26 protein-coding genes and 1 tRNA gene are annotated in these 26,052 nt (G+C 48.5%); 11 read left to right on the plus strand and 16 right to left on the minus strand.

All coding sequences use genetic code 11. The features are described from left to right. Nucleotides 1-75 precede the first annotated feature (75 nt). The gene (locus JU82_RS00420; RefSeq protein WP_037945505.1) at nt 76-657 is read left to right on the plus strand and encodes a recombinase family protein; all 582 of its coding nucleotides are present in this window, start codon (nt 76-78) and stop codon (nt 655-657) included. Nucleotides 658-734: 77 nt separating this feature from the next. Then, the gene (locus JU82_RS00425; RefSeq protein ID WP_037945507.1) at nt 735-1,811 is read left to right on the plus strand and encodes a Fic family protein; all 1,077 of its coding nucleotides are present in this window, start codon (nt 735-737) and stop codon (nt 1,809-1,811) included. Nucleotides 1,812-1,901: 90 nt separating this feature from the next. Here the strand turns inward: JU82_RS00425 and JU82_RS00430 are convergent, their stop codons facing one another. Beyond that, nucleotides 1,902-3,050, minus strand: a complete 1,149-nt coding sequence (locus tag JU82_RS00430) for a site-specific integrase (RefSeq protein ID WP_037945509.1) — start codon at nt 3,048-3,050, stop codon at nt 1,902-1,904. Between the two features lie 395 nt (nt 3,051-3,445). On the opposite strand from JU82_RS00430, the gene JU82_RS00435 reads away from it, so the two are divergent. Then, entirely contained in the window at nt 3,446-6,004 is a 2,559-nt protein-coding gene (locus tag JU82_RS00435) for a cation-transporting P-type ATPase (protein WP_294891880.1), read from the plus strand. Here the strand turns inward: JU82_RS00435 and JU82_RS11510 are convergent. Beyond that, complete coding sequence (locus JU82_RS11510) at nt 5,971-8,427, minus strand: EAL domain-containing protein (RefSeq protein ID WP_294891882.1); 2,457 nt, start codon at nt 8,425-8,427, stop codon at nt 5,971-5,973. The genes JU82_RS00435 and JU82_RS11510 overlap by 34 nt on opposite strands. Beyond that, a complete protein-coding gene (locus tag JU82_RS00445; RefSeq protein ID WP_037945510.1) occupies nt 8,424-9,326 on the minus strand; it encodes a hypothetical protein in 903 nt (300 codons plus the stop codon). The genes JU82_RS11510 and JU82_RS00445 overlap by 4 nt, the downstream gene beginning before the upstream one ends. 176 nt (nt 9,327-9,502) lie before the next feature. Between JU82_RS00445 and JU82_RS00450 the strand changes: the two genes are divergently transcribed. Continuing rightward, nucleotides 9,503-10,345, plus strand: coding sequence for a M23 family metallopeptidase (locus tag JU82_RS00450; RefSeq protein WP_294891884.1), 843 nt, complete (start codon nt 9,503-9,505; stop codon nt 10,343-10,345). Nucleotides 10,346-10,445: 100 nt separating this feature from the next. Here JU82_RS00450 and rlmN read toward each other — a convergent pair whose 3' ends face one another. Genes rlmN through hisF form a run of 3 tightly spaced genes read right to left on the minus strand, consistent with a single transcriptional unit; the run spans nt 10,446 to nt 12,809 of the window. After that, nucleotides 10,446-11,522: a 23S rRNA (adenine(2503)-C(2))-methyltransferase RlmN gene (gene rlmN, locus JU82_RS00455; RefSeq protein WP_037945513.1), complete on the minus strand. Its 1,077-nt coding sequence runs from the start codon at nt 11,520-11,522 to the stop codon at nt 10,446-10,448. After that, nucleotides 11,515-12,051 carry a purine-nucleoside phosphorylase gene (locus JU82_RS00460; protein WP_037945514.1) on the minus strand — a complete coding sequence of 179 codons (537 nt, stop codon included), beginning with the start codon at nt 12,049-12,051 and terminating at the stop codon, nt 11,515-11,517. The genes rlmN and JU82_RS00460 overlap by 8 nt, the downstream gene beginning before the upstream one ends. Continuing rightward, nucleotides 12,048-12,809 carry an imidazole glycerol phosphate synthase subunit HisF gene (gene hisF / locus JU82_RS00465; protein ID WP_037945515.1) on the minus strand — a complete coding sequence of 254 codons (762 nt, stop codon included), beginning with the start codon at nt 12,807-12,809 and terminating at the stop codon, nt 12,048-12,050. The genes JU82_RS00460 and hisF overlap by 4 nt, the downstream gene beginning before the upstream one ends. A 156-nt stretch (nt 12,810-12,965) precedes the next feature. On the opposite strand from hisF, the gene rsmA reads away from it, so the two are divergent. From rsmA to JU82_RS00485, 4 genes are all read left to right on the plus strand, one after another. Further along, entirely contained in the window at nt 12,966-13,742 is a 777-nt protein-coding gene (rsmA, locus tag JU82_RS00470; protein WP_037945516.1) for a 16S rRNA (adenine(1518)-N(6)/adenine(1519)-N(6))-dimethyltransferase RsmA, read from the plus strand. A gap of 82 nt (nt 13,743-13,824) precedes the next feature. After that, a complete protein-coding gene (locus tag JU82_RS00475) occupies nt 13,825-15,924 on the plus strand; it encodes a ribonuclease J (protein WP_037945517.1) in 2,100 nt (699 codons plus the stop codon). 81 nt (nt 15,925-16,005) lie between these two features. Beyond that, on the plus strand, nt 16,006-16,638 hold the full coding sequence (gene thyX / locus JU82_RS00480) for an FAD-dependent thymidylate synthase (RefSeq protein ID WP_037945519.1): 633 nt from the start codon (nt 16,006-16,008) through the stop codon (nt 16,636-16,638). Further along, on the plus strand, nt 16,628-16,873 hold the full coding sequence (locus tag JU82_RS00485) for a hypothetical protein (RefSeq protein WP_037945520.1): 246 nt from the start codon (nt 16,628-16,630) through the stop codon (nt 16,871-16,873). Before thyX ends, JU82_RS00485 begins: the two co-directional genes overlap by 11 nt. An 80-nt stretch (nt 16,874-16,953) precedes the next feature. On the opposite strand, the gene rplT is transcribed toward JU82_RS00485, so the two are convergent. From rplT to glmM, 7 genes are all read right to left on the minus strand, one after another. Then, nucleotides 16,954-17,307, minus strand: coding sequence for a 50S ribosomal protein L20 (gene rplT / locus JU82_RS00490; protein WP_037945521.1), 354 nt, complete (start codon nt 17,305-17,307; stop codon nt 16,954-16,956). A gap of 100 nt (nt 17,308-17,407) precedes the next feature. Then, the gene (rpmI, locus tag JU82_RS00495) at nt 17,408-17,602 is read right to left on the minus strand and encodes a 50S ribosomal protein L35 (protein WP_037945522.1); all 195 of its coding nucleotides are present in this window, start codon (nt 17,600-17,602) and stop codon (nt 17,408-17,410) included. Between the two features lie 124 nt (nt 17,603-17,726). Next, a complete protein-coding gene (gene infC, locus JU82_RS00500) occupies nt 17,727-18,257 on the minus strand; it encodes a translation initiation factor IF-3 (RefSeq protein ID WP_294891889.1) in 531 nt (176 codons plus the stop codon). Beyond that, nucleotides 18,254-20,062: a threonine--tRNA ligase gene (gene thrS, locus JU82_RS00505; RefSeq protein WP_037945524.1), complete on the minus strand. Its 1,809-nt coding sequence runs from the start codon at nt 20,060-20,062 to the stop codon at nt 18,254-18,256. Before thrS ends, infC begins: the two co-directional genes overlap by 4 nt. Before the next feature lie 108 nt (nt 20,063-20,170). Next, nucleotides 20,171-20,246, minus strand: a tRNA-Val gene (locus JU82_RS00510). Between the two features lie 43 nt (nt 20,247-20,289). Then, entirely contained in the window at nt 20,290-20,733 is a 444-nt protein-coding gene (gene lspA / locus JU82_RS00515) for a signal peptidase II (RefSeq protein WP_037945526.1), read from the minus strand. Then, entirely contained in the window at nt 20,726-22,066 is a 1,341-nt protein-coding gene (glmM, locus tag JU82_RS00520) for a phosphoglucosamine mutase (protein ID WP_037945528.1), read from the minus strand. The genes lspA and glmM overlap by 8 nt, the downstream gene beginning before the upstream one ends. 264 nt (nt 22,067-22,330) lie before the next feature. Here glmM and rpsT point away from each other — a divergent pair, with 264 nt between their 5' ends. Both rpsT and prfA read left to right on the plus strand, forming a co-directional pair. Further along, complete coding sequence (gene rpsT / locus JU82_RS00525; protein ID WP_037945529.1) at nt 22,331-22,594, plus strand: 30S ribosomal protein S20; 264 nt, start codon at nt 22,331-22,333, stop codon at nt 22,592-22,594. Between the two features lie 57 nt (nt 22,595-22,651). Further along, nucleotides 22,652-23,719 carry a peptide chain release factor 1 gene (gene prfA / locus JU82_RS00530; RefSeq protein WP_037945530.1) on the plus strand — a complete coding sequence of 356 codons (1,068 nt, stop codon included), beginning with the start codon at nt 22,652-22,654 and terminating at the stop codon, nt 23,717-23,719. Nucleotides 23,720-23,723: 4 nt separating this feature from the next. On the opposite strand, the gene dapF is transcribed toward prfA, so the two are convergent. From dapF to JU82_RS00545, 3 genes are read right to left on the minus strand one after another with little or no spacing between them, the layout of a single operon-like run. Further along, nucleotides 23,724-24,473, minus strand: a complete 750-nt coding sequence (gene dapF, locus JU82_RS00535) for a diaminopimelate epimerase (RefSeq protein ID WP_037945531.1) — start codon at nt 24,471-24,473, stop codon at nt 23,724-23,726. Nucleotides 24,474-24,502: 29 nt separating this feature from the next. Then, nucleotides 24,503-25,108 carry a dephospho-CoA kinase gene (gene coaE, locus JU82_RS00540; RefSeq protein ID WP_037945532.1) on the minus strand — a complete coding sequence of 202 codons (606 nt, stop codon included), beginning with the start codon at nt 25,106-25,108 and terminating at the stop codon, nt 24,503-24,505. Further along, nucleotides 25,108-25,662 (minus strand): spermidine synthase, encoded by a 555-nt coding sequence (locus JU82_RS00545; protein WP_037945533.1) that lies wholly within the window; start codon nt 25,660-25,662, stop codon nt 25,108-25,110. Before JU82_RS00545 ends, coaE begins: the two co-directional genes overlap by 1 nt. Before the next feature lie 158 nt (nt 25,663-25,820). Between JU82_RS00545 and JU82_RS00550 the strand changes: the two genes are divergently transcribed. Then, complete coding sequence (locus JU82_RS00550; protein WP_037945534.1) at nt 25,821-26,024, plus strand: hypothetical protein; 204 nt, start codon at nt 25,821-25,823, stop codon at nt 26,022-26,024. The last annotated feature ends 28 nt before the right edge of the window (nt 26,025-26,052 follow it).

Consider the following 26,052-nt stretch of genomic DNA (forward strand, 5'->3'; position numbering starts at 1 on the left):
AATAGCAATAAAATATACGAAAAACACTGTCGGAATAATATAATATACGAATACTGAAATTTGAGGTTTTCCGACATGCTGATAGGATATATGCGCGTTTCGACTGACGGTGATCGGCAGAGTACAGATCTTCAACGTGATGCATTGATAAGTGCCGGGGTGGATGAGCGGCATATATTTGAAGACAAGGCTTCCGGATCCAAAGATGATCGTGCCGGGTTGGCACAGGCACTGGAATATTTTAAATCAGGAGACACCCTTGTCGTTTGGAAACTGGATCGTCTTGGGCGATCACTCCCCCATCTGATCGAAATCGTCAATCAGCTCAAATCCAGGGGAGTCGGATTCAAGTCTCTCACTGAGGGAATGGATACCTCCAGCCCTTCGGGTGAACTTCTATTTCATGTTTTCGGTGCATTGGCGCAGTTTGAGCGTTCATTGATCCAGGAACGGGTCAATGCCGGATTGGCAGCTGCGAAGAAGCGGGGGCGAATCGGTGGACGACCGCGAGCGATCCCTCAAGAGAAGATGGATGCTATTTTAGAGGCATTAAACAACGGAATGTCGAAAGCAGCGGTGTGTCGAACATTTGAAGTAAAGCGCTCCACATTAATTGATACCCTTAATCGAAAATCTGCAGAAAAATTCGCATATTAAGCCCCTATCTAATGAATTAGAGATAAAATCAAAAATTCTTCATAAACTGAGCGATGTGTAATCATTAAGGAATCTCAATGTTTGATCGAAACCTACCTTACAACGATTTGCCACTTCTGCCACCAGCAGTTGAACTCGAAACAAAAGCCATTCTCAAACAAGCCATTGCTGCTTCAAGAGCAGTTGCTGACTTAAAAGGGAAAGCTCAACAAATCCCAAACCAACGTATGATGATCGATTCCATTGTATTACAAGAAGCCCGTCTATCAAGTGAAATTGAAAATATTGTTACTACCAATGATGAACTTTACCGTGCGGCAGCTGATATGGACGGGCTTTTTGATAGTCATACCAAAGAAGTTCTTCGGTACCGACAAGCAATTTGGTATGGATATGAACAAATTCATAAACGCCCATTGAGTGCTAATCTTTTTGTCGAAATCGTTCGAATCATCAAACAAATCCATATGGACGTGAGGAAGACTACAGGAACCAAACTCTCCGGACCTAATGGTGAAATTGTTTATACTCCACCTGAAGGAGAACCAATTATTCGTGAAAAATTGGCAAATCTTGAACAATTCATTTATTCTGAAGACGACCTTGACCCACTTGTGAAATTAGCGGTTATGCATTACCAATTTGAAGCTATTCATCCATTCGCAGATGGCAACGGACGTACAGGGAGAATTCTAAATATCCTTTTTCTTGTAGAGCAAAAGCTATTGGATATGCCCGTTCTGTTTCTTTCGCGTTATATCCTCGAAAATAAAGGCGACTACTATGATGGACTTCGTGGAGTTACAGAAAATGGTCTCTGGGAAGATTGGATTTTATATGTTCTAAAAGGGATCGAACTTACCGCCAAACAAACTTCAGAACAGATAGATGCCATATTGGAACTCACGGAAGCTGTCAAAGACATAATGAGAGACAAGGCTGAAAAGATATACAGCAAAGAGTTGCTTGAGATGATTTTCATGCACCCATACTGTAAAATCAAATTTTTGGAACAAAGCGGTATTGCCAAACGTCAAACTGCCTCAACCTATCTACAGACCTTGTCTGATATTGGAATTTTGAGAACCGAGAAAATTGGAAGAGAAAACTATTATATCAATGATGCACTGCTACATATTTTGATGAATCGATAATATAATGATCCAATCGACATATTTTAAAAACATGTCGAAAAACAAACAAAAAATCGACATATTTTAAAAACATGTCGAAATAGTGTATATTTAAGAAAATAGCTTCATTGTCATGTCATGTCTAATATTGGGAATCAGATGGGCGTATCGCATCGTCATTTCGATATGTTTGTGCCCGAGTTGTTCTTTGATCTGCAAAATATCCAGCCCGGCTTCTGCAAGCCAACTCGCATGAGTATGCCGCAGTGAATGGGCAGTGATTTTGTATTTCGTATCTCGCTTCTTATTTCCAGGGATGACGATTTCTACCGCCGTAGCAAAATAGTCCGGCATTCTCAAGATGATCCCACCATCGCTGTTGTTGATAACGTTTTCATTGACCCTGTTTTCATAGAGATAATCGATCGTTTCGCGAAGGATCTCATTCATTGCGATATGGCGCTCATTGCCATTTTTGGTCTTTTTGAAAAAAATCGTATTGTTGGCGAAATTGACATCAGCCCATTTCAACCGGGTATCGATACCTGTTTTGTTTTTCTGAGATGAGGCACCCGTAATTTCACTGAACCGTGCGCCCGTAAAAAGGAGCAGCACCGTCAAATGATACATCAAAGGGTGTGCCGATTTCAAAATCTCTAAAATTTTTTTGGCCTGGTCTTTCGTTAGATAACCTTGCCGCTTGTTATCTATGTCCGGCATCTTGACTTTTCCTTCACCCATAGGATTGGCAAAGTTTTTGAGTATGTTATGTTTGATCGCATAATTAATGATCGTTCGGATGAGTGTCATCTGATGCTTGACCGTCTGCGGCTCCAGCCCTTTTGCTGTAAGATCCTGCTTGAATTTTTCGAAATCCAAAGAGGTCAAATCTTTCACACTCTTATGCCCGAAAACAGGCTTGATGTGCTTCTTATAATTCTTTTCGTCCATTAGATATGACTTCTTATTTGCCTTGGCATAGCTGTAAAATTCTTCCCAAATAGTGTCAAATTTTAGTTTTGAAGTTCTGCCCGCTTTAATCGTCGGTTCTTCATCATGCTGAAGTTTATACTTCATTTCAATCAGTTTTGCATAGGCATCTTTTACGGTGAAATCAGAAATTCTTGTTTTTTTACCTACAAGTACTTTAACCGGCTTACCGTGATCATCACGATAATTAATGTAAAAGGATATATCGCCATTTTTTAGCTCATTGACCCAGACACCCTCATATCGTCCACCAACTGCCTTCAATGCCATGTTATAAGTCCCCTGTTTTGAAAGAAAATTACTTTTTATCCACAATAGATCATTTTTTCGTTGAAAAAGTATAACAAAGTTTTCGTAATAGGAAGTGGCTTTTTTTACTACAATTTTTACTACAAAGTTTGAAAAATGATGAAAAAAGATGCATATAAATGAAAAACAATAAAGGCGATTAAACCCCTAAATATATGGATTTTGAAAGGATTTGAAAAGATTTAAGAAATTATGAAAAATGTCAAAAAACAGACTTAGGATCTGGTGCCTCACGGTGTGAAGGTTCAAGTCCTTTCGTCCGCACCACCCTTTCTCTTTTTTTATTTAATCCCTGTTTATTAACTCATTAATTCGCTTGGCTATAATAGTTGTCAATCCTTGTCAAAAGGCGGCACATGGAACTTCCGAAATCTCCTTGGTCTCAAAGCCCGCAAGTACTTTTTGATCAATTGCGTACCTCGTCCGAAGGGCTGAATGCTGTCGATGCCGAAGAACGACTGGAGCATTTCGGCCCGAATACCCTCAAAGAAGAACAACGCTCCGGGATTTCCCTTTTTATCGGCCAGTTTGCCAGCCCCATCGTGATTATCCTCGTTGTTGCCGCCGTCATAAGTTTTGCGATGGATCACACCAAAGACGGGATTATTATCCTGGCCATCCTTATTATCAACGCTCTGCTCGGATTTTATCAGGAGCTTAAAGCCGAAACGTCGATTCGGGCGCTACAGCGGCTTACCGAGAGCCATGTACGGGTCTTGCGAAACGGCATCGAAGCGTTGATCCCGTCGCGCGAACTGGTACCGGGAGACATCGTTATCCTCGCCGAGGGGGATATCGTCCCCGCCGACATTCGCCTCATTGATTCGCATGCTCTTCAGGCAGACGAAGCCGTTTTGACCGGCGAATCACTTCCCTGCGACAAAAATTCCCACATCGTGCCGGATCATGCCGCACCGATATTCGAACGCCGCAACATCCTCTTTTCGGGAACGTCGATACTTCGCGGCAAAACGACCTCTATCGTAGTGGCCACCGGAGAATCGACCGAAATCGCCCGCATAGCGCGATCCGCACAGGAGGATTCCCCCCAATCGCCTCTGACACGTTCCATACAGCACTTTTCCAAACTCCTTCTGATCGCCATCATTCTTATCCTCTCTTTTCTTGCGTTCATTGCACTGATGCAGGGACGCGGCATCGACGAAGTAGCGACATTCATGCTCGCACAGCTCGTTTCCGCTGTGCCCGAAGGGCTTCCCATCGTCATCACCCTCATCCTGGCTATCGGTGCCTATCGGCTAAGCCGGCATAAAATCCTTGTTCGGCATCTTCCTTCCGTCGAATCGCTCGGAAGCGCGACCCTCATAGCTACCGACAAAACAGGAACCGTCACGGAAGGAGTTTTGTCGGTCAAGGAAGAAATCGCCCTGGATTCATCCGCGCTGAGGATATGCGCCGCATTGTGCAATGACGCCAAGAACGGGCATGGAGACGGCGTCGACGTCGCTCTTGCCAAATGGCTCGGAGACGATTTTGAGGCAACGAATCTTCGGTACGAGCGGGTTTTCTACCACCCTTTCGACCCCGTGACCCGTATGATGGCAACCGTCAACCGATTCGACGGTTCCGAAAAACTGTACGTCAAAGGAGCGTACGAAGCGCTGCTGCCGCTATCGGTCAACCCCGACGACGAGCTTTTATACCTCAAAACCGCCCACAATGAAATGGCTTCACAGGGGCTTCGGGTATTGGCGTTCGGCGTCAGCGACCGCCATTGGGAAGACCCCTCATCCGCGCCCATTGTCCTTACCGGACTGGTCGCTTTTGCCGATCGCCCGAAAGCGGGAGCCGCAGAAGCCATAGCCCTCGCCAAAAAAGCGGGGATACGGTTTATCATGATCACCGGGGACAACCCGATCACGGCGCACGTCATTGCCCGTGAAGTCGGAATGGCGGAAGCCGACCTGCACATTCTCACAGGAGCCGATATCGACCGCATGGACGATATCGCATTGCAAAAAGCCCTCAAAAACACCTCTGTCATCGCGCGTGCGATGCCGGAACACAAATACCGCATCGTCCAGACGCTTCAGCATGATGGGGAAATTGTCGCCGTAACCGGAGACGGGGTCAATGACGTGCCTGCACTTAAAGCCGCCGATCTTGGGATCGCCATGGGCAACGGCAGCGAAGCGGCGAAATCGTCGGCCAAAATGGTACTGGTGGACAACAATCTGGGGGTTATCGTCGATGCGATACGCCAGGGACGCGTCATCGCCGATAACCTGCGCAAAGTCCTCTTTTACCTGCTATCAACGAGCCTTGGGGAAATCATGATTATCAGTGTTGCCATTCTGATGGCGCTTCCTCTGCCGCTCCATCCGACCCAGATCCTATGGATCAACATCGTCACCGACGGAGTAAACGACAAAATGTTTTCCATGTGCAAAGAAGAAGGAAACGTTATGACGCGGGGTGTACGTGGCCTGAAACAGCAGTTTTTCGATAGGGCAACGCTGCTGCGTCTGGTCTGGTTTGCGTTTGCGACCGCGCTGATGTCCATCTCTCTTTTCTTGTACCTTCTCTCAACCGACCATCCCTACGAAACGGCATTGACCGCAACGTTTTGTACGGTCGTCGTCGCGCAGTGGATCAACGCCGTTTTTGCCCAAAAAGAATCCGAACCTTTGTTAAAAAACATCAGACGCACCCTTACGATCAATCCATGGATATGGATGGGGATCACCACGGGAGTCGCTTTGCAGGGGATCGCGTTGTACATCATCCCGGAATGGTTTCACGTCATCCCCCCCTCCGCAGAGATACTGGGATACGTTTTTATCGCTTCGACGGGGATTTTTATCCTCGAGGAGGGGTACAAATGGGGAGAATATTGGCTGAAACGACGCAGTACTTCCACTCACTCTTCAATCAGCACGGCCGCAGGTTCGTAAAAATAATACCCTTGCGAAGCATCGATCCCGATCGCTTTGACGCGCTCAAAAATCTCTTCGCTCGCCACAAATTCCGCTACGGTAGTGATTCCCATTTCATGGGCAAATTCGGCAATATGCTTGACGAATATCTGGGCGTTCCGGTCATGCGGAAGATTTTTGATCAACGTTCCGTCAATTTTGAGCGTATCGACATTGAGTCTCAGGAGGTGGTCAAAATTCGAGTATCCCGCACCGAAATCATCGATCGCGAAACGGCATCCGATCGATTTAAACCGGTCGATAAATCCGCAGACCGCATCGTAATTTTCAAACCCTTCGCTCTCCAAAATCTCAAAAATGATCAATTTTCCCATCCCTTCGGTCAGAATGGTCGATTCAAGATAATCCGCCAAATCCGGATTCGTCAAATCCTGAGTGGAAAGATTCAGACTCACCGGCAAAGACCGCCCTTTAAATTCTTTGATCACTTTATCGATCATCATTTTGGTCAATTCGGGATAAATTTTCGTTTTTTTGGCAATATCCAGAAACAGATACGGCGAAATCACTTTGCCGTCATGATCGATAAGGCGGACAAGTGCTTCATATTTGGTAATTTTTTGGGTAGCATTATCGACGATCGGCTGAAAATAGGGAACGATGCGCGATTCCTCGACCGCTTCTTTAATCCGTTTGTACCAGGCGATGTTGTTCCCCTGTTCTTGCTTGAATTCAAACGAGAACACTTCCAGACTGTGCCGTTTTAGTTTTGCCTGTTTCAATGCGGCGGTGGCATGCTCGAGCACCCGATCCGAAGCCGGGGCGATACCGACCGTAATTGTCAGAACAATCTCGATCCCCTCAATCACAAACGACTCTTTTTGCGTCAGAGTAATCAGTTTGTCGAGAAATTCGATGCACCGGCTCATGTCACTGCAATCATCGTACACCAAGGCATATTCATCATTCCCCATTTTGTATAGGGAAATATTTTTCTCGGTAGCGAGTATTCTTCTGAGCCAATGTCCGTATCCCGACAAAATAGCATCACCGATTGCAATCCCGTACACGTCGTTGATATCGCTGAACCGGTCAATATTGATGATAGCCAATGCGGATACGCTTTCTTGCGCAAGTGCTTCCACTAGCGAAAACCGGTTGGGAAGATCGGTTACCGAATCGGTCGTAAGATGGTATTGCAGCTGCCGACGCTGGGTAAATGAGCCGATGGCAAATCCGATATCGCCGGCCAGTTCTTCGAGCATGGCAATCTCTTTGGGCTCAAAACCCTGCGAATGTTTGGCATAAATCGTTATGGCTCCCATCGGAGGCTTATCAATGTTCTCCACAAGCGGAATGGCAATAACCGAACCGAATCTTCCTTTTTCGGCAATGTAGCGCCATGCCCCTAGTGACGTATTATGTTCCAGATGATCGACAATGATCGTCTCTCTGTCTTTTACAGCCAGCACCGAGGGTTCCAGATCATCTGCCTGGTCCTGATTCAGATCGATTTTCATCCCCGGATAAAGGTATCCCGTCGTATCTTCGGAAAACGCTTCGACGACAAGGGTATCCTCTTTTTTAAGGGTAATATGACACAGCGCATACCCCGGATGTTCGGAGAGCCGTGTGCACGAATGGCTCAACAGTTCATGTATGTCTTTCGCCGTCAACAAATATTGATTGATATCGGCCACGGTCCGAAGGATTCCATCAAGATAGCGGGTCTCATCCAACGCTTCTTTAAGGTGGTCTTGCTGCATTTTCATGGAACCGAAAGATTCGCTTAACGTTTTGTCCAGTAAAGAGAATTCCTCAATCAAGTGCTTTTGGTAGCCCGTTTCCTGCTTTTCGGCCCGTGAAGCAATCTGCTCCAACGGTGAGATAATCCATCGGCGGACTACCAAGAAAGCACTCAACGCCAAAACGGCAAACACCAGAAACAATGCGATACCGTAAAACAGCGCGATTTGCTTCAGCCGACCGAAAATGAATTCTTCATTCAAATCGATCAGCAGCAAAGCGCTTTCCTGCTGCGCCTCGGGAAAATAGGTCAACTTAACCGCATAGAGCAGATGATGCTCCCGTATCCCCCGTTGAATGTCGGCAATCGGGCGATACCCCTCGCCGATCAACTTCCCGCTCAACGAGCGCGAAGAAGACATGGTTATCGTTTTACCATCCACAGAGAGGGAAAAAACCTCCACGGCATCATCAATGGCGGCGGATTGATCCAACAACGTCTGAACCGCATCGGCATGATTGCTTTGGAGCGCTTTGGTCAAATCCTCTTCAAGATTAAAAATACTTTGATTCAATGCGGTTCCCACATATTTCAACGTCATCGTCCGTTCAACATAGTAAAAACCTGCCGAAACGACGGCAATGGCCAAAAAAACGATGGCGATGTTTATGAGGATAAAACGCTGGATTTTCACGGCAGCAACCTGTCTGTTTTAACCTGTTGGCTATTTAGATGGGCTACGATAGTCTCGGGTACGGTGTCGTTCAGCCACTCTATCCCTTCGGTACTCGCCATAAACTCTTCATACGTTTGTCCTTCCAGATATCCTTTGATCGTCGCGTAATATTCTTTCGGATCTTCTCTGAAACGTTTGATCGCCAAGCTCAAGATCTCTTTGAGCCGGATAAATTCCTGCTTATTTGCGTCGATCACTTTTTCATCGACGAAGAGCGCATCAATGACATAAAAGCTGTTCATGGTCTGGGTTGAGGCTATCGTCTGATACCCTTTTTTGGTCAGTTCCGAAAGATACGGCGCATAGGAAATAATAATGACGGGGTCTTCTCGCATGGGCAATGTGCCGATATTTTTTTGGGACGCGTCTATTTGGCTGAAAACAAGTGATTCCATTTTTTGCTCTTTGACGAAAGCTTCAAAAAAATCTTCATTGAGCGACCCGCGTTCCAGAAAAACTTTGATCGGGCTTTTCACGGAACGCAGTTCTTCCAAGGTTCGGTTTGAGAGGATGGCATCGGCCCCATACGAATGATCAATCAGGAAAACGGGCTTGATAGCATGCTGTTCTTTGAAATGCATCAATTCGTATTGCGTTGCGGTAAACCCCTGCGTAAATCCCCGCTGGTAAAGACGGGCGTTGTCGGTGAGGTCGACAAGCCACATGAAGCGAAACGGCGTCTTTTCCAGCCACCCTTTCTCCTGAGCATAGATAAACGGGGTAAAACCAACCCACGGATTCGTGGAAATCCGGATTTCGGAGGACGTTTGGGGACGACTCATATAGTAATACAGAGAAACGGCGACAATCGATATCAACAAAACGATAACAACGCTGATAGCATAAGCTTTTTTCATACGGTATGCTCTTGATTTAAAATATTTCATTGCCCTATTGTTAACATAGTAACATAATTTTCGTCATTCACAGATACGCACGCAATGAAACAATCTTGTATCACGATATATACCCTGGACCGTTTTCACTGCCATAATGCTACAATTACATTTATTTTTGGTTCGGGAGTACCTGCGTGCACTATCTGTTAATGGTTTTTTTACTCATCGCTGCGACAGGATGGAGCAATGACGCTTTCACCGGAAAAAGTACCGTCATCATTCTTCCTTCCCCGGCGGGACAGGTATCTGCACCGGATAAAAATCTGAGCGTCGTCATGCATCCGCTGGATCGTTCCAAAGGAATCGTTATTGTCCCGGTCGATTATTATGCCTCTGCGGGAGACTACAATTTGACCTGGAATACCCCGGGCCGGAAAGTACCGTTGCCGCTGAGTATCAAGACTGTTTCCTACCCTGCCGAAACCCTTAGCGTCGATCCCTCAAAAGTGACTCCCCCGCCCGAAGCGCTGGAGAGGATAGCGCAGGAGCAGGCCGAAGCGATGTCCATCTATAACACCTTCACGCCGATCCGTTATTGGGATAAACCTTTTATCCGACCGCTGGAAAGCAACATTACCAGCGAATACGGCTCTGCGCGCACCTATAACGGCACACTTAAAAGCTATCACGGCGGGGTTGATTTCCGCGCACGGACACCGCTTTCTATCCTGGCGGCAAATGACGGTATCGTCGTTTTGGCCAAAGAGCGTTATTACGCCGGAGGAACCGTTATCATCGATCACGGAGAAGGGCTTTACAGCTGCTATTTTCACCTCAGCCGTTTTGACGTCAACGTCGGCGATCAGGTGAAACAGGGACAATCTATCGGGCTAACCGGTGCAACGGGACGGATTACGGGACCTCATCTGCATTTCGGGATCATGGCACATGCTCATCAAACCGATCCTCTGTACCTGATCGAACAAATCAACATGCTTTTTAAACAAGAATCCCAAGGGCAGCTTGCCACCCGTTAGCATCCTTGTTAATCTTTCTTAATGGCGGCCCAGATAAAGCCGCCCAGCCCGATCCCCACGACAAGTACCAAAAATCCCACCTGGAACCAATCCATCGCGCTCATTGTCCCGCCTCCTTTAAATCTTTTTCTTTAAGTTGACCGCACGCGGCGCTGATGTCCAGACCCTTTGAATCTCGGATCGTGCAGAGTACCCCGTGCTTGATCAGGTATTCCTGAAACGCGACCATGTCGGCACGAGAAGGACGCTGATAATCGCTTCCGGGATAGGGGTTGAAATAGATCAAATTCACCTTCGCCTTGATCCCGTGCAGCAGCTTCACAAGCTTTTTGGCCGAGCCGAGGTCGTCGTTTTTGCCCTTGATGACGAGGTATTCGAACATGACCCGCTTACGGGTATCGATCGGGAACCGTTTCACTGCGTCGATGATCGAGGCGATATTGTAGGCTTTGTTCATCGGGATCAGCTCGCTGCGCAGCTCATCGTCGACGGCGTGAAGGCTGATCGCGATATGGACGCCCAGATCCATCTGCCCCAGCTTGTCGATCTTGGTACTCAGACCGCTCGTCGAGACTGTCTGACGTTTCCCTGAAATACTCAAACCTTCTTCGTCTTTCAATATCTGTATCGCACGTGCTAGATTATCGAGGTTATCCAGCGGCTCCCCCATCCCCATATAGACGATGTTGAGACGGCGATGGGCGGCGAGGTCGTTGTCCATTTTAACGGCCAGCACCTGTGCAACGATCTCCCCGGCACTCAGATCGCGGGTGAATCCCCCCTTGGCGGTGAGGCAGAACGAACATCCCACTTTGCACCCCACCTGCGTCGAGACGCACACGGTAAAGCGGGCTTCATGTTCGATGTTCCCTTCCTCGTCGATACTTTCGTCTTTCATCTTGAGCCACACCGTCTCGACCGTTTTACCGTCACTCAGCTCGAAAAGATATTTGATCGTCCCGTCGGTTGAACACTCTTTACGGGCAATTTTAAGGGGCATAATCTCATACTGAGACGCTAATTCTTCGCGCATCGCCTTGGGGAGATTCGCCATCGTCTCAAAGCTCATTGCGTATTGATGGTAGATCCATCCCCATATCTGCTTCGCCCGAAATGAGGGCTTCACCATCTGGGCGAGTTCGGCTTTGGTGTAGTCAAGGATACATTTTTTAACCACGTATCATCCCTTTTGTCTGCATGTGTTCACGCAGCAATACTTTGGCGAACCCGTGATTGGCGATAAAGTCGCGGTGGGCGTTCGCATCGCAGTAATTCGTGACGCAAAACACTCCGCCCGCCGGAATGCCGAATACCTGCGCCACCCGCATCACACTGAAAAATTCCATATTTTCCAATCCGATACCGAGCGATCTCATCTGCTCCATAGCCCGGGTGCTTGTCGTGATGTAGTTCGAGGAGTTGACGATAACGTCTTTGATCTCCTCCGTTTGCGCCGAAACGACGTTGTCGATGGGGGTGTAGGCATTCTTGTCCAAAAAGCCCAGTTCGATGTTAGAGGCCGTTTTGGACTCGACGATCTCATGAATCCCGTAATCGCCGTAGCTCCCGGCACTCCCGACGAAAAGGAGAAATTCGGGTTTCTCGATCAGACAGTGCCGCGTCAGATTGATCGCGCTGTCGATCAGCCCCACTCCGATCGGGGTCGCAAAATCAAACGTCTCGTTATTCCCCGCGCACAAGATCATAAGCGTACCGGAATCCCGTTGGCGCTGAGATAGCGCTTGAGATCCATGATGTCGATCTCTTTGTAGTGGAAGATGCTTGCCGCGAGCGCCGCATCGGCGCCGTGATCGAATGCCTCTTTGATGTGCTCCATCGTCCCCGCCCCGCCGCTGGCGATAACCGGGACGTTCACGGTGCGGCTGATCTGCTCGGTGATGGAGAGATCAAATCCCGCTTTGGTTCCGTCGGCGTCCATCGACGTCAGAAGTATCTCTCCGGCTCCGCGATCTACTACCTCTTTCGCCCATTCAAGCGCATTAATCCCCGTATCGACGCGGCCGCCGTTGAGATAGACGTTGTATTGATCCCCCGTTTTTTTGACGTCGATGGCGACAACGATGCATTGGCTGCCGAACCGCTTTGCCCCTTCGTCGATGAGCTCGGGGCGCTTGATCGCCGCAGAGTTGACGCTCACTTTGTCGCATCCGACCGCGAGGAGCCGGTAAATGTCGTCGAGCTTGCGGATACCGCCACCGACGGTAAGGGGGATAAAGACCTCTTTCGCTACCTGTTCGACGATGTGGACGATCGTATCACGCTCTTCGTGCGAGGCGGTAATATCCAAAAAGGTGAGCTCATCGGCCCCCTCTTCGTTATACCGTTTAGCCACCTCGACCGGATCACCGGCATCTTTGAGCCCGACGAAATTGACTCCCTTGACGACGCGGCCGTCTTTGACATCGAGACACGGAATAATCCGTTTTGCAAAAAAATTATCCATTTGATACCTTCAACGCAATCATTACGGAAGTATATCGACGATTACCAAAAGTAACGATAAATCGGTTGCATTGACTTTCTTCGCTTAAACCGCTTATAATTTGCTTCTTTTATGATTTAATAGGGGATTAACACTTTCTGCGATAGAATGTGAGCAATGCAAAACCGTGCCGCCATAGCCAAAAAGAAATTTGGCCAGAATTTTTTACGCGACGAAGCCGTTTTGGCCGAAATCATCCAATCGATGCCCGATACGCCTTATCGTATCGCTGAAATCGGGCCTGGATTAGGTGATTTGACTAAATATTTAGTTGATGTCAAAAGTGTCACCGCTTTTGAGGTCGATACCGACTTGTGCAAGCATTTGGAGCACCATTTTGCCGATGCCATCGCTACCAACGCTCTCACTCTCCGCTGCGGAGATGTGCTGGAGCATTGGAAGAGTGAGCTTTTGGATGAACCGTACGATCTAGTGGCCAATCTGCCCTATTACATCGCTACCAACATCATCCTCAAAGCCCTCGCCGATCCGGCGTGCCGAAACTTGCTTGTCATGATACAGCGTGAAGTGGCGGAGAAATTTTCCGCCGCACCCGGAGAGAGAGCTTTCGGAGCGCTCAGCGTCATTACGCAGAGTGTGGGAGAGGCGCGGATCGTGTTACACGTCCCCCCTACCGCATTTGAGCCTGCTCCCAAAGTCGATTCAGCCGTACTGCTCATTCAAAAAACGGCGAATCGTAATGATGCGGGGTTTGAAGAGATGTTGCGCATCGCGTTTGCGCAGCCCAGAAAGACCCTGTACAAAAATCTCACTGCACGCTACGATGGAAAGACGTTGGGGCAAGCGTTTGAAACGCTTGAACTTGACCGCACCATCCGACCTCATCAGCTTGGCACCTCCGACTATCACCGGCTCTACACCCTTTTGCACTAGCCGCTTTTTCGGCTTTTATCGACGGTAGGGCATTCGAGAATCACAATTATTACGCGTCTAAGCGCCACAAGGAATGAACTAAATGACAGACGAAACAACAGAACCACAATCATCACAGCCCCAGGGTGAAAACCGCTCACGCAACCGCCGTCGGCCGTTTCGAAACCGTAACAACCGTCCGGCCGAAGGGGTACAGGAAACCCAGGAGGGAGAAGCACGCGCGCCGCGCGAAAACCGTTCTCCACGTAACGACAACCGCCCGCCGCGCAATGACAACCGTCCTCCGCGTAACGACAATCGTCCTCCACGCAACGATAACCGTCCTCCGCGCGGTGAACGCCCTGCCGAAGGGACAGAAGGCACCAACGAAGCCGAAACGAACCGTTCAGGCCGTGACCGCGGCCGCGGCGGGCGTCGCGGCGCTCCCAGCGCTCCGATCGACAGCAATCTTCGCGAATTCGTCAACAAAAACGCCGAAGCGCATAAATCGCGTTTGAACCCCCATTTCAAGCTCGATTTAAACAGCAATGACAAAGTCCGTATCACACCGCTCGGAGGTCTCGGCGAGATCGGCGGAAACATTACCGTCATCGAAACGGAAAACGAAGCGATCGTCATCGATATCGGGATGAGTTTCCCGGATGAAGAGATGCACGGTGTTGATATCCTCGTCCCCGATTTCACCTATTTGCGCGAAATCCGCAAAAAGATCGTCGCCGTTATCATCACCCACGCTCACGAAGACCACATCGGCGGCGTGCCGTATTTTTTCAAAGAGATGCAGTTCCCGATCTACGGGACCCCGCTTCCTTTGGCCATGATCGGCAACAAATTCGACGAACACCACATGCGTGATTTCCGCCGCTATTTCAATCCGATCGTTAAACGGGTGCCGTACAAAATCGGAAACGATTTCGAAATCGAATGGATGCACATGACCCACTCGATCATCGATTCCTCATCATTGGCGATCACAACCAAAGCCGGAACCATCATCCATACCGGCGACTTTAAAATCGACCACACTCCGGTTGATGGGTATACGGCCGATCTGCACCGTCTGGCTCATTACGGCGAAAAAGGGGTTCTGTGTCTGCTCTCAGATTCAACGAACTCGTACAACAAAGACTGGACGCCGAGTGAACTGACGGTTGCCCCGGGATTTGACCGCATCTTCGCCAAATCCGAAGGGCGCATCATCATGTCGACGTTCAGCTCGAATATCCACCGTGTCTATCAAGCGATTCTGGCAGGGATCAAATACGGGCGCAAAGTGTGCGTTATCGGACGTTCAATGGAGCGCAACCTCGAAGTATGTATGCAATACGATTACATCAAACTTCCGAAAAACATCTTCATCGATGCCGAAGAGGCCAACCGCATGAGCGACAAAGACGTCCTCATCGTCACGACCGGAAGCCAGGGGGAGCCGAGCTCTGCCCTTTTCCGTATGGCGATCGGCGAGCACCGCCACATCAAAATCAAACCGACCGATTTGATCGTTCTGTCTGCACGTGCGATTCCGGGGAACGAAGGATCGATTTCAGGCATGCTCAACTATCTGCAGCGTGCGGGCGCCCGTGTCGCTAACGACCGCGACATCCACGTTTCCGGACACGCAAGCATGGAAGAGCAAAAACTGATGCTCCGCCTGACCAATCCGAAGTTCTTCCTCCCGGTACACGGCGAGTACAACCATATCCAAAAACACAAAGAGACAGCGGTATCGTGCGGCGTTCCCGAACGCAATATCCTATTGATGTCCGACGGCGACTGCATCGAAGTCAGCGCGAAATTCATGCGCAAAGCCAAAACGGTTAAAACCGGCAAAACCTACATCGACAACCAAAACAACCACCAGATCGAAGACGATATCGTCATCGACCGCCAAAAAATGGCATCTGAGGGGATGGTCGTCCTCGTCGCTCAGGTTAGTGCGGCCGATTCACACCTATTGTCCAAACCGCTGGTTACAAGCTTCGGCCTCGTAGCAGACCGTCACGACAAAGCATTTGCGGCCGAGATGGAAGATGTCCTCGAGCACTTCCTCCTCAACCTCAAACCGGGGCTTATCGAAAACCCCAAAGCACTTGAAAACGACCTGCGCCAAATCGTGCGCAAACATATCTACCGCAAAATGAAAAAATACCCGCTTATCGTTCCTCACGTATTCGTCATGTAAGGTGTGCATCTGCACGCCTTAATCTTTTTTTCGCTATACTCTTTCAAATTTCAAGACAATCCTCTCAGGTAAAGACGCGCCATGAAAGTCACCCTTCATCACCATACTCCTCTTGTAATCTGTTCCGATGCGATCCGCACCTGTTGGCAAAGCTTCGATAAAAGCGATAACGGCGGCGACAAAGATCGTGAATTGATCGACCGTGTCGGCAATAAGTTCAAACACGCTTCAACCTTGGAGCATCTGGTCTATAATTTTTATCTCGAAGGAATCAGCCGTGCCCTTTTGCAAGAACTTGCCCGCCATCGGATGGCAAGCCTTTCGGTCAAAAGCACCCGCTACACCCTCAAAGAGCTTAAAGATGAAGAGCCTTTTTCCATCGATCACAAAGAACGTGCTTCCAAATATCTCGTCATGACGGATGTTCCAATGGTCGACGAGATGAGCATCCGGGCCCTCGAAAACCTCCGAATCGTGCTAGTGGAAGGTATCAGTAACGACCGCGCCAAATACTGCCTACCGGAGAGCTATAAAACCGAACTGACCTGGACGATCAACGCCCGAAGCCTTCAAAATTTTATTTCACTGCGCAGTGATAAAGCAGCCCTCTGGGAGATTCGAGATCTAGCCCGAGCCGTATATGAAGCATTGCCTGACGAACACCGCTATCTATTCGAAAATTCACTTAAAGAGGAACATTCTCATGAACACTAAACTTGTACTTGCCGTATTGTCCGCCATCGGCCTGATGGTCAGCGGATGCGCTGAAAAACAACTGGTCGTCAACGGGATGATTTGCCCGTTAGGTGTTAATGAAGAACGGGTGCATGCTGATTTCACCGAATGCCGTGTTTACGATCTGGAAGCCGCCACAAAAGCTTCTCGTGCACCGATTACCGTCGAATGCCAAAAATGCCTTGAAAGCAAAGGGTATAAAGTCGAGCAATAAATCGTTCTTTGAACGGTTTGCGCTGTACAATAAAAGGGATTGGTTAAAAAGAGGAGGCAAGACCCGAGGGTCTTGTTTTTTTAGAGTGCTGCTTTAGCTTGAGCGGTGAGAGCTGTGAAAGCTGCTGCATCGTTCATTGCCATGTCAGCAAGGATTTTGCGATCCAGGTCGATGTTAGCACGTTTAAGACCGTTCATGAAGTTAGAGTAGTTCATACCGTTCAAACGGCAAGCCGCATTGATACGAATAATCCACAATTTACGGAAATCCCGTTTTTTCTGTTTACGGTCACGGAATGCGTATACAAGTGAGCGCTCGAGCTGCTCTTTCGCTTTACGGAAATGTTTGCGTCTTCCGCTGTAGAAACCGCGTGCAAGTTTCAATACTTTTTTGTGACGTCTGCGTCTTACGACACCTGTTTTTACTCTTGGCATTGTTTTCCTTTCTTTACCCGGTACATCTTAATTTTAATGACGGGGTGCCGCTTTTTGCGGTCTTGCCCAGACGAATCTGGAGGGTATTATCGTGGCGTAATTAGCCTACGATCATCTTTTTGATGGCTTTTTCATCGACTTTAGCAACCACTTTAGGAGTGTTTTGCTTGCGACGAGTAGTTGCATCTTGTTTTGTCAAAATGTGGCTGCGGAATGCTGTACCACGTTTGATGCTGCCGTTTTTCTTTACTTTGAAGCGTTTGACCGCTCCTTTTACCGACTTCATTTTTGGCATCGACTGGATCCTTTCGCAAAAATTCTCTAAAAGAGGGGCGAATTATACCATAAAAAAGATTGTATCATTATATTAATCGAGATTGGCCATGCCGAAGCATGGCACGAAGAACGGAAGGAGACGATTACTTTTTATCGTCTTTTTTCGGAAGAATCATCATATTGCAGTAACGCCCTTCCATTGCGGGGGCTTTATACATCGTACCGATGTCTTCGACCATCGGCCAGACACGTTGCAATACGGCTGCTGCCGCTTCTGGATGGGCCATTTCACGGCCGCGAAGGAATACGCGGAAATGAACGTGTTTTCCCTCTTCGAGGAATTCACGGGCGTGTTTTACTTTGTACCCGATGTCGTTGTCGGCGATCTTGACGGAAAGCTTGATCTCTTTGACTTCAACTTTGGTCTGCTTTTTACGCGCCTCTTTTTTCTTTTTTTCTTCTTGGTAATGAAACTTACCGTAGTCCATGATTTTTGCGACGGGAGGCTTTGCATCCGGAGAAATGAGAACCAGATCCAGTCCCATATCGTTTGCTTTGTTCATCGCTTCCTGGATGGAGACGATACCTAACGCTTCACCGCCGTCGATGACGCAGCGTACCTCAGGGACCCTGATGTCTTCGTTCATCAGGACTCGGTCTTTTCTATTACTCAAAAATGTACCTCATTAATTTTTTCTTTAACCATCGAGAGGAATTCCGCCTCGCTCAGGTTGTATTGTTCGCGCGATCTGCGGTCACGAACCGCTACGCTCTTAGAGTTCACCTCTTCATCGCCTAATACGATGATCATCGGAACACGCCCTTTTTCCGCCGTACGAATCCGTTTGTTGAGACTTTCGTTTTTATCGAAAATTTCAAAATCCGCACCCAAATCCATCAGTTTATCGGCCAACTCACGTGCGTAAGCCTCGTGTGTCGGGGCAATCGGAACGATCGCCACCTGCGTCGGAGCGATAAACATCGGGAATTCCCCAGCGTAATGCTCTGTCAATATACCAACAAATCGCTCAAATGAACCTAAAATCGCACGGTGAATCATCACCGGCTGTATTTTGGCGTTCTCTTCGCCGTTATATTCGAGCTCGAAACGCATCGGAAGGTTGAAATCGAGCTGGATCGTTCCGCACTGCCATTCACGTCCGATGGCATCGGTGATTTTAATGTCGATCTTCGGACCGTAAAACGCTCCGCCCCCTTCATCGATCTCATACGCGAGGTTGTGTTTTTCCATCGCCGTCTTCAGCGCATTCGTCGAGACTTCCCACACAGCATCGTCTCCGACCGCTTTTTCGGGTTTGGTGGAAATCATCATTTTGTAGTTAAATTCAAACGTACTCATGATTTTGTCAACAAAATCGACCACTTCAATGATCTGTTCTTCGATCTGATCGGCCGTACAGAAGATGTGTGCGTCATCTTGTGTAAACTCGCGTACCCGGAACAGTCCGTGAAGCGCTCCGGTCATCTCGTGGCGATGGACAACGCCGTATTCGAAATATTTCAGCGGAAGATCGCGGTACGAATGCAAATCGTGTTCGTACACTTTGATATGGCCGACGCAGTTCATCGGTTTGACTCCGAATTCAAGTTCGTCGATGTGGGTGAAATACATGTTTTCGCCGTAGTTTTGGTAGTGACCGCTCACTTTCCAAAGATCAGAGCGAAGCATTTCAGGACCGCGTACCGGCTCATATCCGCGTTTGCGGTGGGCCTTGAAAAGAAGCTGCTCAAGTCGTGAACGCATCCGTGCACCCGCAGGAAGCCAGATCGGGAATCCCGCGCCCACCTCTTCGCGGAACGTAAACAATTTCATCTCCGCACCGATTTTGCGATGGTCGCGCTTTTCGGCCTCGGCAATCATATCGAGGTGTGCTTTGAGCGACTCTTTGTCGGCAAATGCGATACCGTAGATACGGGTCAGCATCTCGTTTTTGCTGTCCCCGCCCAGATAGGCCCCGGAAATTTTGGTCAGTTTGAAATAGCGCAGCAAACCGACATTCGGCAAATGGGGACCGCGGCAAAGGTCTTCGAAGTCGCCTTGTTTGTAGATCGATACGGTATCGCTCGGGATGCGATCCATAACCGCCTGCTTCAGATGATCGTTCGCAAATTTGGCGCGCGCTTCATCTTTGGTGATCTCGTAACGTTCAATCTTCTCTTTGCCTTTGGCAATATCGAGCATTTTTTTCTCGATGGTTTTCAAATCTTCTTCGCTGATGTGCTCATTGACTTTGAAATCGTAATAGAATCCCTCTTTGACGACGGGACCGACGAAGAATTTCGCATCGGTGTAAAGCGCTTTGACCGCTTCGGCCATCAGGTGAGCACACGAGTGGCGGATCACTTCAAGTGCTTCGGGAGAGTTGTCGTAACCGATCTCTTCGCCGCTGATTCCCTGCGCCTGCGCAGTTTGCAAGTCGACGATCTGATCGTTATGTTTGATCGCAATAATATCCATAAGGGTAAACCTTGTGTGAGAAAATATCGCGGATTATACGAAATTGTTGATTGGATTGAGATTAAACGAGTTGAAAAATACGTAATTTTGGGGAAATTTAAGAAAGAATGGTGGCCACAACAGGACTTGAACCTGTGACCACTACCATGTCAAGGTAGTGCTCTACCAACTGAGCTATGCGACCATTAAGAGGGTGCAATTATAGCTGCTCAGAAGTTAAAAGTCACTTAATTTTTACAGTAACGGGGGCGAAAATTCAAAATAAGTAGCCAGACAACCGCAATATCGATCATCACATCGGCAAAATTAAAGACGGCAAAGTCAAATCCACAGTGCCAGTACACGTAGTCGACAACCCCTCCGTGAACAAACCGGTCGTACACATTCGACGCTCCGGCTCCGACCATAATCCCGACGGGAAGGACGTAGCATGATTTCTTCAGCCACAGCGTATAGCCGACGACACCGGCGAGCAGCGCTATCTGTATCCATTTAAGCGCCTCCTCCAAAAAAGCGAACATCGAAAAAGCGACCCCGCGGTTATAAACCAAAATCAGATCGATACAATTCGTGTAGTACCGAAGCCCTTCGACAAAAAGGGTTTTGATGTTCTGGTCGATGATAAAAATACCGAGCGCGGCAAACGCCAGAACAACAAGAGGCCTAAGCATTCAGCGCCTTTTCGAAAAACGCCACGAGACGCTCCATCGCTTTCTCCATCGCTTTGGCATCTTTTCCTTCAAGCAGGATTCGAAGCTTGTTCTCCGTCCCGGAATAGCGGATCAGATGACGCATATGGAGCGCTTCGACCGCTTCAAGTTCGGCCGCCAGTCCGTCAATCTGCTCAAGCGGTTTTTTCGTCTTGACTTTGATGTTGACCAATTTTTGGGGATAGAGTTTAAACGGACGAAGCACCTTGCTCGCCTTCTCCCCCGATGTAAGGAGGAGGGCTAAAATCTGCAATGCGCTTACCAATCCGTCACCCGTTTTGGCGTAATCGTGCATAATGATGTGACCGCTTTGTTCACCGCCGAAATTGATACCGTTGTCGCGCATCACTTCCAGTACGTATTTGTCCCCGACGTTGGAACGGAAAAGTTTTAAACCGTTCTCACCCATCGTATCTTCCAACGCCTGATTGCTCATCACCGTTGCGACGATTCCGCCCCCTTTGAGCTGACCGCTGCGATGCAAAAACAACCCGAGCGCCCCCAGAACCTGATCGCCGTCGACCTCATCGCCGTTCTCATCCACGACAATAAGCCGATCGGCATCCCCATCAAGTGCAAGGCCTATGTCGGCGCGGTACTGCTTGACCGCTTCGCGCAAATCTTTAGTGTGGAGTGCGCCGCATCCTTCGTTGATGTTAAACCCGTTCGGTTTGTCGTGCAGAACGATCACTTCGGCACCCAGCTCTTCAAGGACCGTCGGTCCTACTTTGTAGCCTGCTCCGTTGGCGGTATCCAAAACGATCCGAAGCCCCTGCAATGTCAAATCGCGGCAAAACGAATTTTTGAGCTGGACGATGTAGCGTCCGATGACGTCGTCGATCCGCTTGGCACTTCCGATCTGTTTGCCGGTCACATGCCCCTCTTCCAAACGGATTTTGTCCTGAGCGATCATCTCGATCTGCGCTTCGATCTCTTCGGAAAGCTTGTTACCGTGCGCGTCGAAAAATTTGATTCCGTTGTCTTCATAGGGGTTATGGCTTGCCGAGATCATAATCCCCGCATCGCAGCGCATGTTCTCCGTCAGAAACGCGATTGCCGGCGTCGGCATCGGTCCGATCTGTACGACGTCGTAACCCACCGCCGTCAAACCGCTGACGATCGCATTTTCGATCATATAACCGCTTCGGCGCGTATCTTTGCCGACCAGAATTTTTTTCGTCCGAGCATGGTCACGAAAATAGATTCCCGCCGCCATCGCTACGCGCATCGCGAGTTCCGCTGTCAGAAACGATCCTGCTTCCCCCCGTACCCCATCGGTTCCAAAAAGTTTCATAAATTTTTCTTCCTTTTGTTTGATGTTATACGCTAAAACGAATTTATCCGTTTTAGCGGCAAGGACTAAAGTCCTTTGCAATCCCCTAAAGCTACAAAAACTACCGTTTTTGAGAATATTTAGAAGTATCTATTTATTTAAGAAATTCTTAGCATTAACAATTACTAAAACTTTTTTATGTCAAAATCTATAAATTTTAACTTAAATTTAATCATCTTTAAGGCAATATTCTACCCTAAAAAAAATTCGACAAGGATAAATGCCATGGCAAACCATAAGTCAGCATTGAAACGTATCCGTCAGACCGAAAAGCGCACTGAGCGTAACCGGTTCTACCGCACACGTGTAAAAAACATCGTTAAAGCAGTTCGCACTGCTGTAGAAGCAGGCAATAAAGAAGAGGCAAAAGCCGCTCTTATTATTGCTAACGCCAACCTTCACAAATATGTTAGCAAAGGTGTCTTGAAAAAAGAGACTGCCGCTCGCAAAGTTAGCCGCCTCCACCTCGCTGTCAACAAATTAGCGTAACCACCTTTTTTGCTTTGCCTCTTTTGAGGCAACCCATCCCCTTTTTGGACTATCACCATGCTAGCCGACAAACTCACCCCTTTCATCAACCGTTACAACGAACTCACCGAGCTGCTTAGTTCACCCGATATCGGCAACGATATCAAGCGGATGACCGACCTTTCCAAAGAGCAATCGTCGCTGCAGCCGATTTACACCAAAGCGACCGAATACAAAAAGCTTCTTTCCGATATCGAGGAGAACAAAGCGCTCGCTTTCGATGCGGAGCTGGGAGAACTGGCCAAAGAGGAGCTTAAATCGCTGGAACCTCAGATAGAACCCCTCGAAGAAGAGATCAAAAAACTCCTGATCCCTGCCGATCCTAACGACAAGCGTAACATCTACATCGAGCTGCGTGCCGGCACCGGCGGAGATGAGGCGGCATTGTTCGTCGGCGATCTATTTAATGCTTACGTCCGTTACGCCGATGTCAAGGGATGGAAAATCGAACTGATGAGTTCCAGCCCTTCCGATGCGGGAGGATACAAAGAGATCATCGCCCTGATCAAAGGGGAGCAGGTCTATTCACGTCTCAAATACGAGGCGGGAACGCACCGCGTTCAGCGGGTTCCCGCAACCGAATCGCAAGGACGGGTCCACACTTCGGCGATCACCGTCGCGGTGATGCCCGAAGTCGATGACGTCGAGATCACCATCAACGAAAACGAGCTCAAAATTGATGTCATGCGCTCCAGCGGATGCGGCGGCCAAAGCGTCAACACGACCGACTCGGCGGTTCGGATCACCCATATCCCGACCGGAATCGTGGTTACCAATCAGGACGAAAAATCGCAGCACAAAAATAAAGACAAGGCGATGAAGATTCTCAAAGCGCGTCTGTATGAAATGCAGATTCAGGAAGCCAAAGAAAAAGAGATGAACGAGCGTAAAGAGCAGGTAGGAACCGGGGATCGTTCAGGGCGCATCCGCACCTATAACTATCCGCAAAACCGAATCTCCGACCACCGTATCAACCTCACCCTCTACCGCCTCGATGAGATCATGCAGGGGGGATTGATGGATGACATCATCGAACCGCTGATCGCCGATGCGCAGGCAAAGCTCATGGAGCAGAACGGGCTATAACCCCCTAGTCTCTCCAGAGCGTCTCAAATACCCCTTTCACTTCCCCTTTGAACGTAATCGTCCCCTCATCAAACCCCAGATACAGCGTCTCTGCGCTTTTCGGATAAACACGCGCATGATCCGCAACCAAACCCTCGATTGACGCACGATAAAAACACGCTGCCATCCCTGTTCCGCACGCTAGCGTCTCATCTTCTACCCCACGCTCATAGGTGCGCACCCGCATACTTCCATCAGCATTTATACCCGCAATGTTCACATTGGCATTGTATTTGTGACGAAGCTCTCTCGCCATCGAAATATTAAAATGTTCCATGTCGGCATCGAAGGTAACAAGATGAGGAACGCCCGTATCGATGAGCCACCATGTCATTTCATGCTCTATAATCGCGTCGTTTATAACAAGCGGAGGGGTTAGATCACTCTGAACCATATCTCCCTCCACACTCGCTTTTATCAGCCCTGCACCCGTTAAAAACTCCATACTCTCACCGGCTAATCCAAAACGATGGGCATAATGAGCGCACGCGCGGCTTCCGTTGCCGCACATCGACGCGGTCGAGCCGTCGGCATTGTAAAATTCCCACTCGAAATCATGGCTCTCATGAGGAAGAAGGACAATTAGTCCATCCGCACCGATGCCGTTTTGACGATCACACAGGGTTCGGGCAAGTCCGGAACGATCTGCTCCGCAGAAAGCGTGAAAGATGACGAAATCGTTGCCGCTGGCGCAGTATTTGGCGATTTGAAGCATACAGGAATCCTTCGGAAAAATATATGCCATTATACCTTAGGGGCGGGATAGAGCGCTTTAATCGTGTCGACGAACTGTTCACACTCTTTCTGGAGGTGTTTGAGGTTGGAGGAGTTATCGATAACCCACGTCGCGCGCGCTTTTTTCTCCTCGATATCCATCTGGCTCTCGATGCGGCGAAGCGATTCCTCTTGCGAAAAGCCGTTACGCTTCATAAACCGCTCAAGCTGAATCGCTTTGGGGGTATAGACGACGACGGAATGCTCGATCGGGTAGGAGGACGTTTCAAAAAAGAGGGGAATGTCGATCAGATAAGGATACCCCAAACGATCCTGCTTTTCGCTCGCTTCTTCGATGGCCGCGCGGATTTTCGGATGTAAAAAAGCTTCGAGCTTTTTTTTCGCTTCGGGATCGGCAAAGATTTTTTTCCCCAGAAGAGGACGGTTGACTTTGGTACCGCTTACGTATTCTTCGCCGAAATGTTCTCGTACCCAAAGATGGTTTTCATCCAGAATACGATGTGCGATGGTATCGGCATCGATAATCCGAAGGCCGTTCAGGGTAAGCAGCGACGCGACACTGCTTTTTCCCGTCGCAATCCCTCCCGTCAAAGCGATAGCGTATTTAAAAGCCATTAATTGCGGATAATGCCCAAATAATTTTTGCGGATATATTGCGGCATTGCGAACGCGGCGACATGGATATCGCAGTTATAATATTGGTGCCCTTCGAGAAGGTCGCTGCGCTGCAAGATCAAGTCGGCCGTCGGGTGGTATTCTTTGGAGCACAGCAACAACGTCGTGCCCTCTCCGACGTGATAGGGCATGATAATTTTGAAATAGTTGCCCAAAATCTGTATCAGTTTGGTATTTGCGGCCGTGTCGTCAAGACCCGGATGACGCACAACGCACAATCCGTCTTCTTTGAGAATACGGTTAACATGAGCCAATGCCGCACTGTCTTCGCTGACGGTGCCGATCATAACGACATCCGCGCTGCTATCGGCTACATTACGCAAAGAACCAAGCAAATCGGAAGCAGGGGTATACGTAACTTCCACATCGCGATAACGGGCCAATTCACCTTTTAACGCAGCGGCATCGTTGCTTAAAACCAGAACTGACTGCGGATTTTTATGGGTACACATTGGAACATGAACCATCATTTCGGGGTAAATAAACGTTTTCATCAATTCGGTTGTCTCGTCTTTGCAGAATTTTTGAGCGATTGTAACATGCGGAGATTAAAAGGTATTGAATATTCCTTGCCTACTCCGACGTTAAAGGTTATAACGTTCCGTTTTGATATAATTTCAACAGATCAATCCTATTCTAACGGAGTTTATATATGTGCGCAGAAAGAATTCAACGCTTCTTGATGGCGATCGTGCTGACGGTTTCGATGGTGCTGTTCGTAACCGGGCAAATGCAGTGGGCCGTCATCCTTCAAACGTTCGTCATCCTTATGGTTCTTGTATGGGCCTTTACCGATTTTTGCCCTTCACTATGGTTTTTTGGAAAACTTTTCGGAAAATATTCTCAAAAAGATTGATTCCTAACAGCTCCCTCTAAATTTCCCC

This window comes from Sulfuricurvum sp. MLSB (assembly GCF_000747095.1).
GTDB lineage: Bacteria > Campylobacterota > Campylobacteria > Campylobacterales > Sulfurimonadaceae > Sulfuricurvum.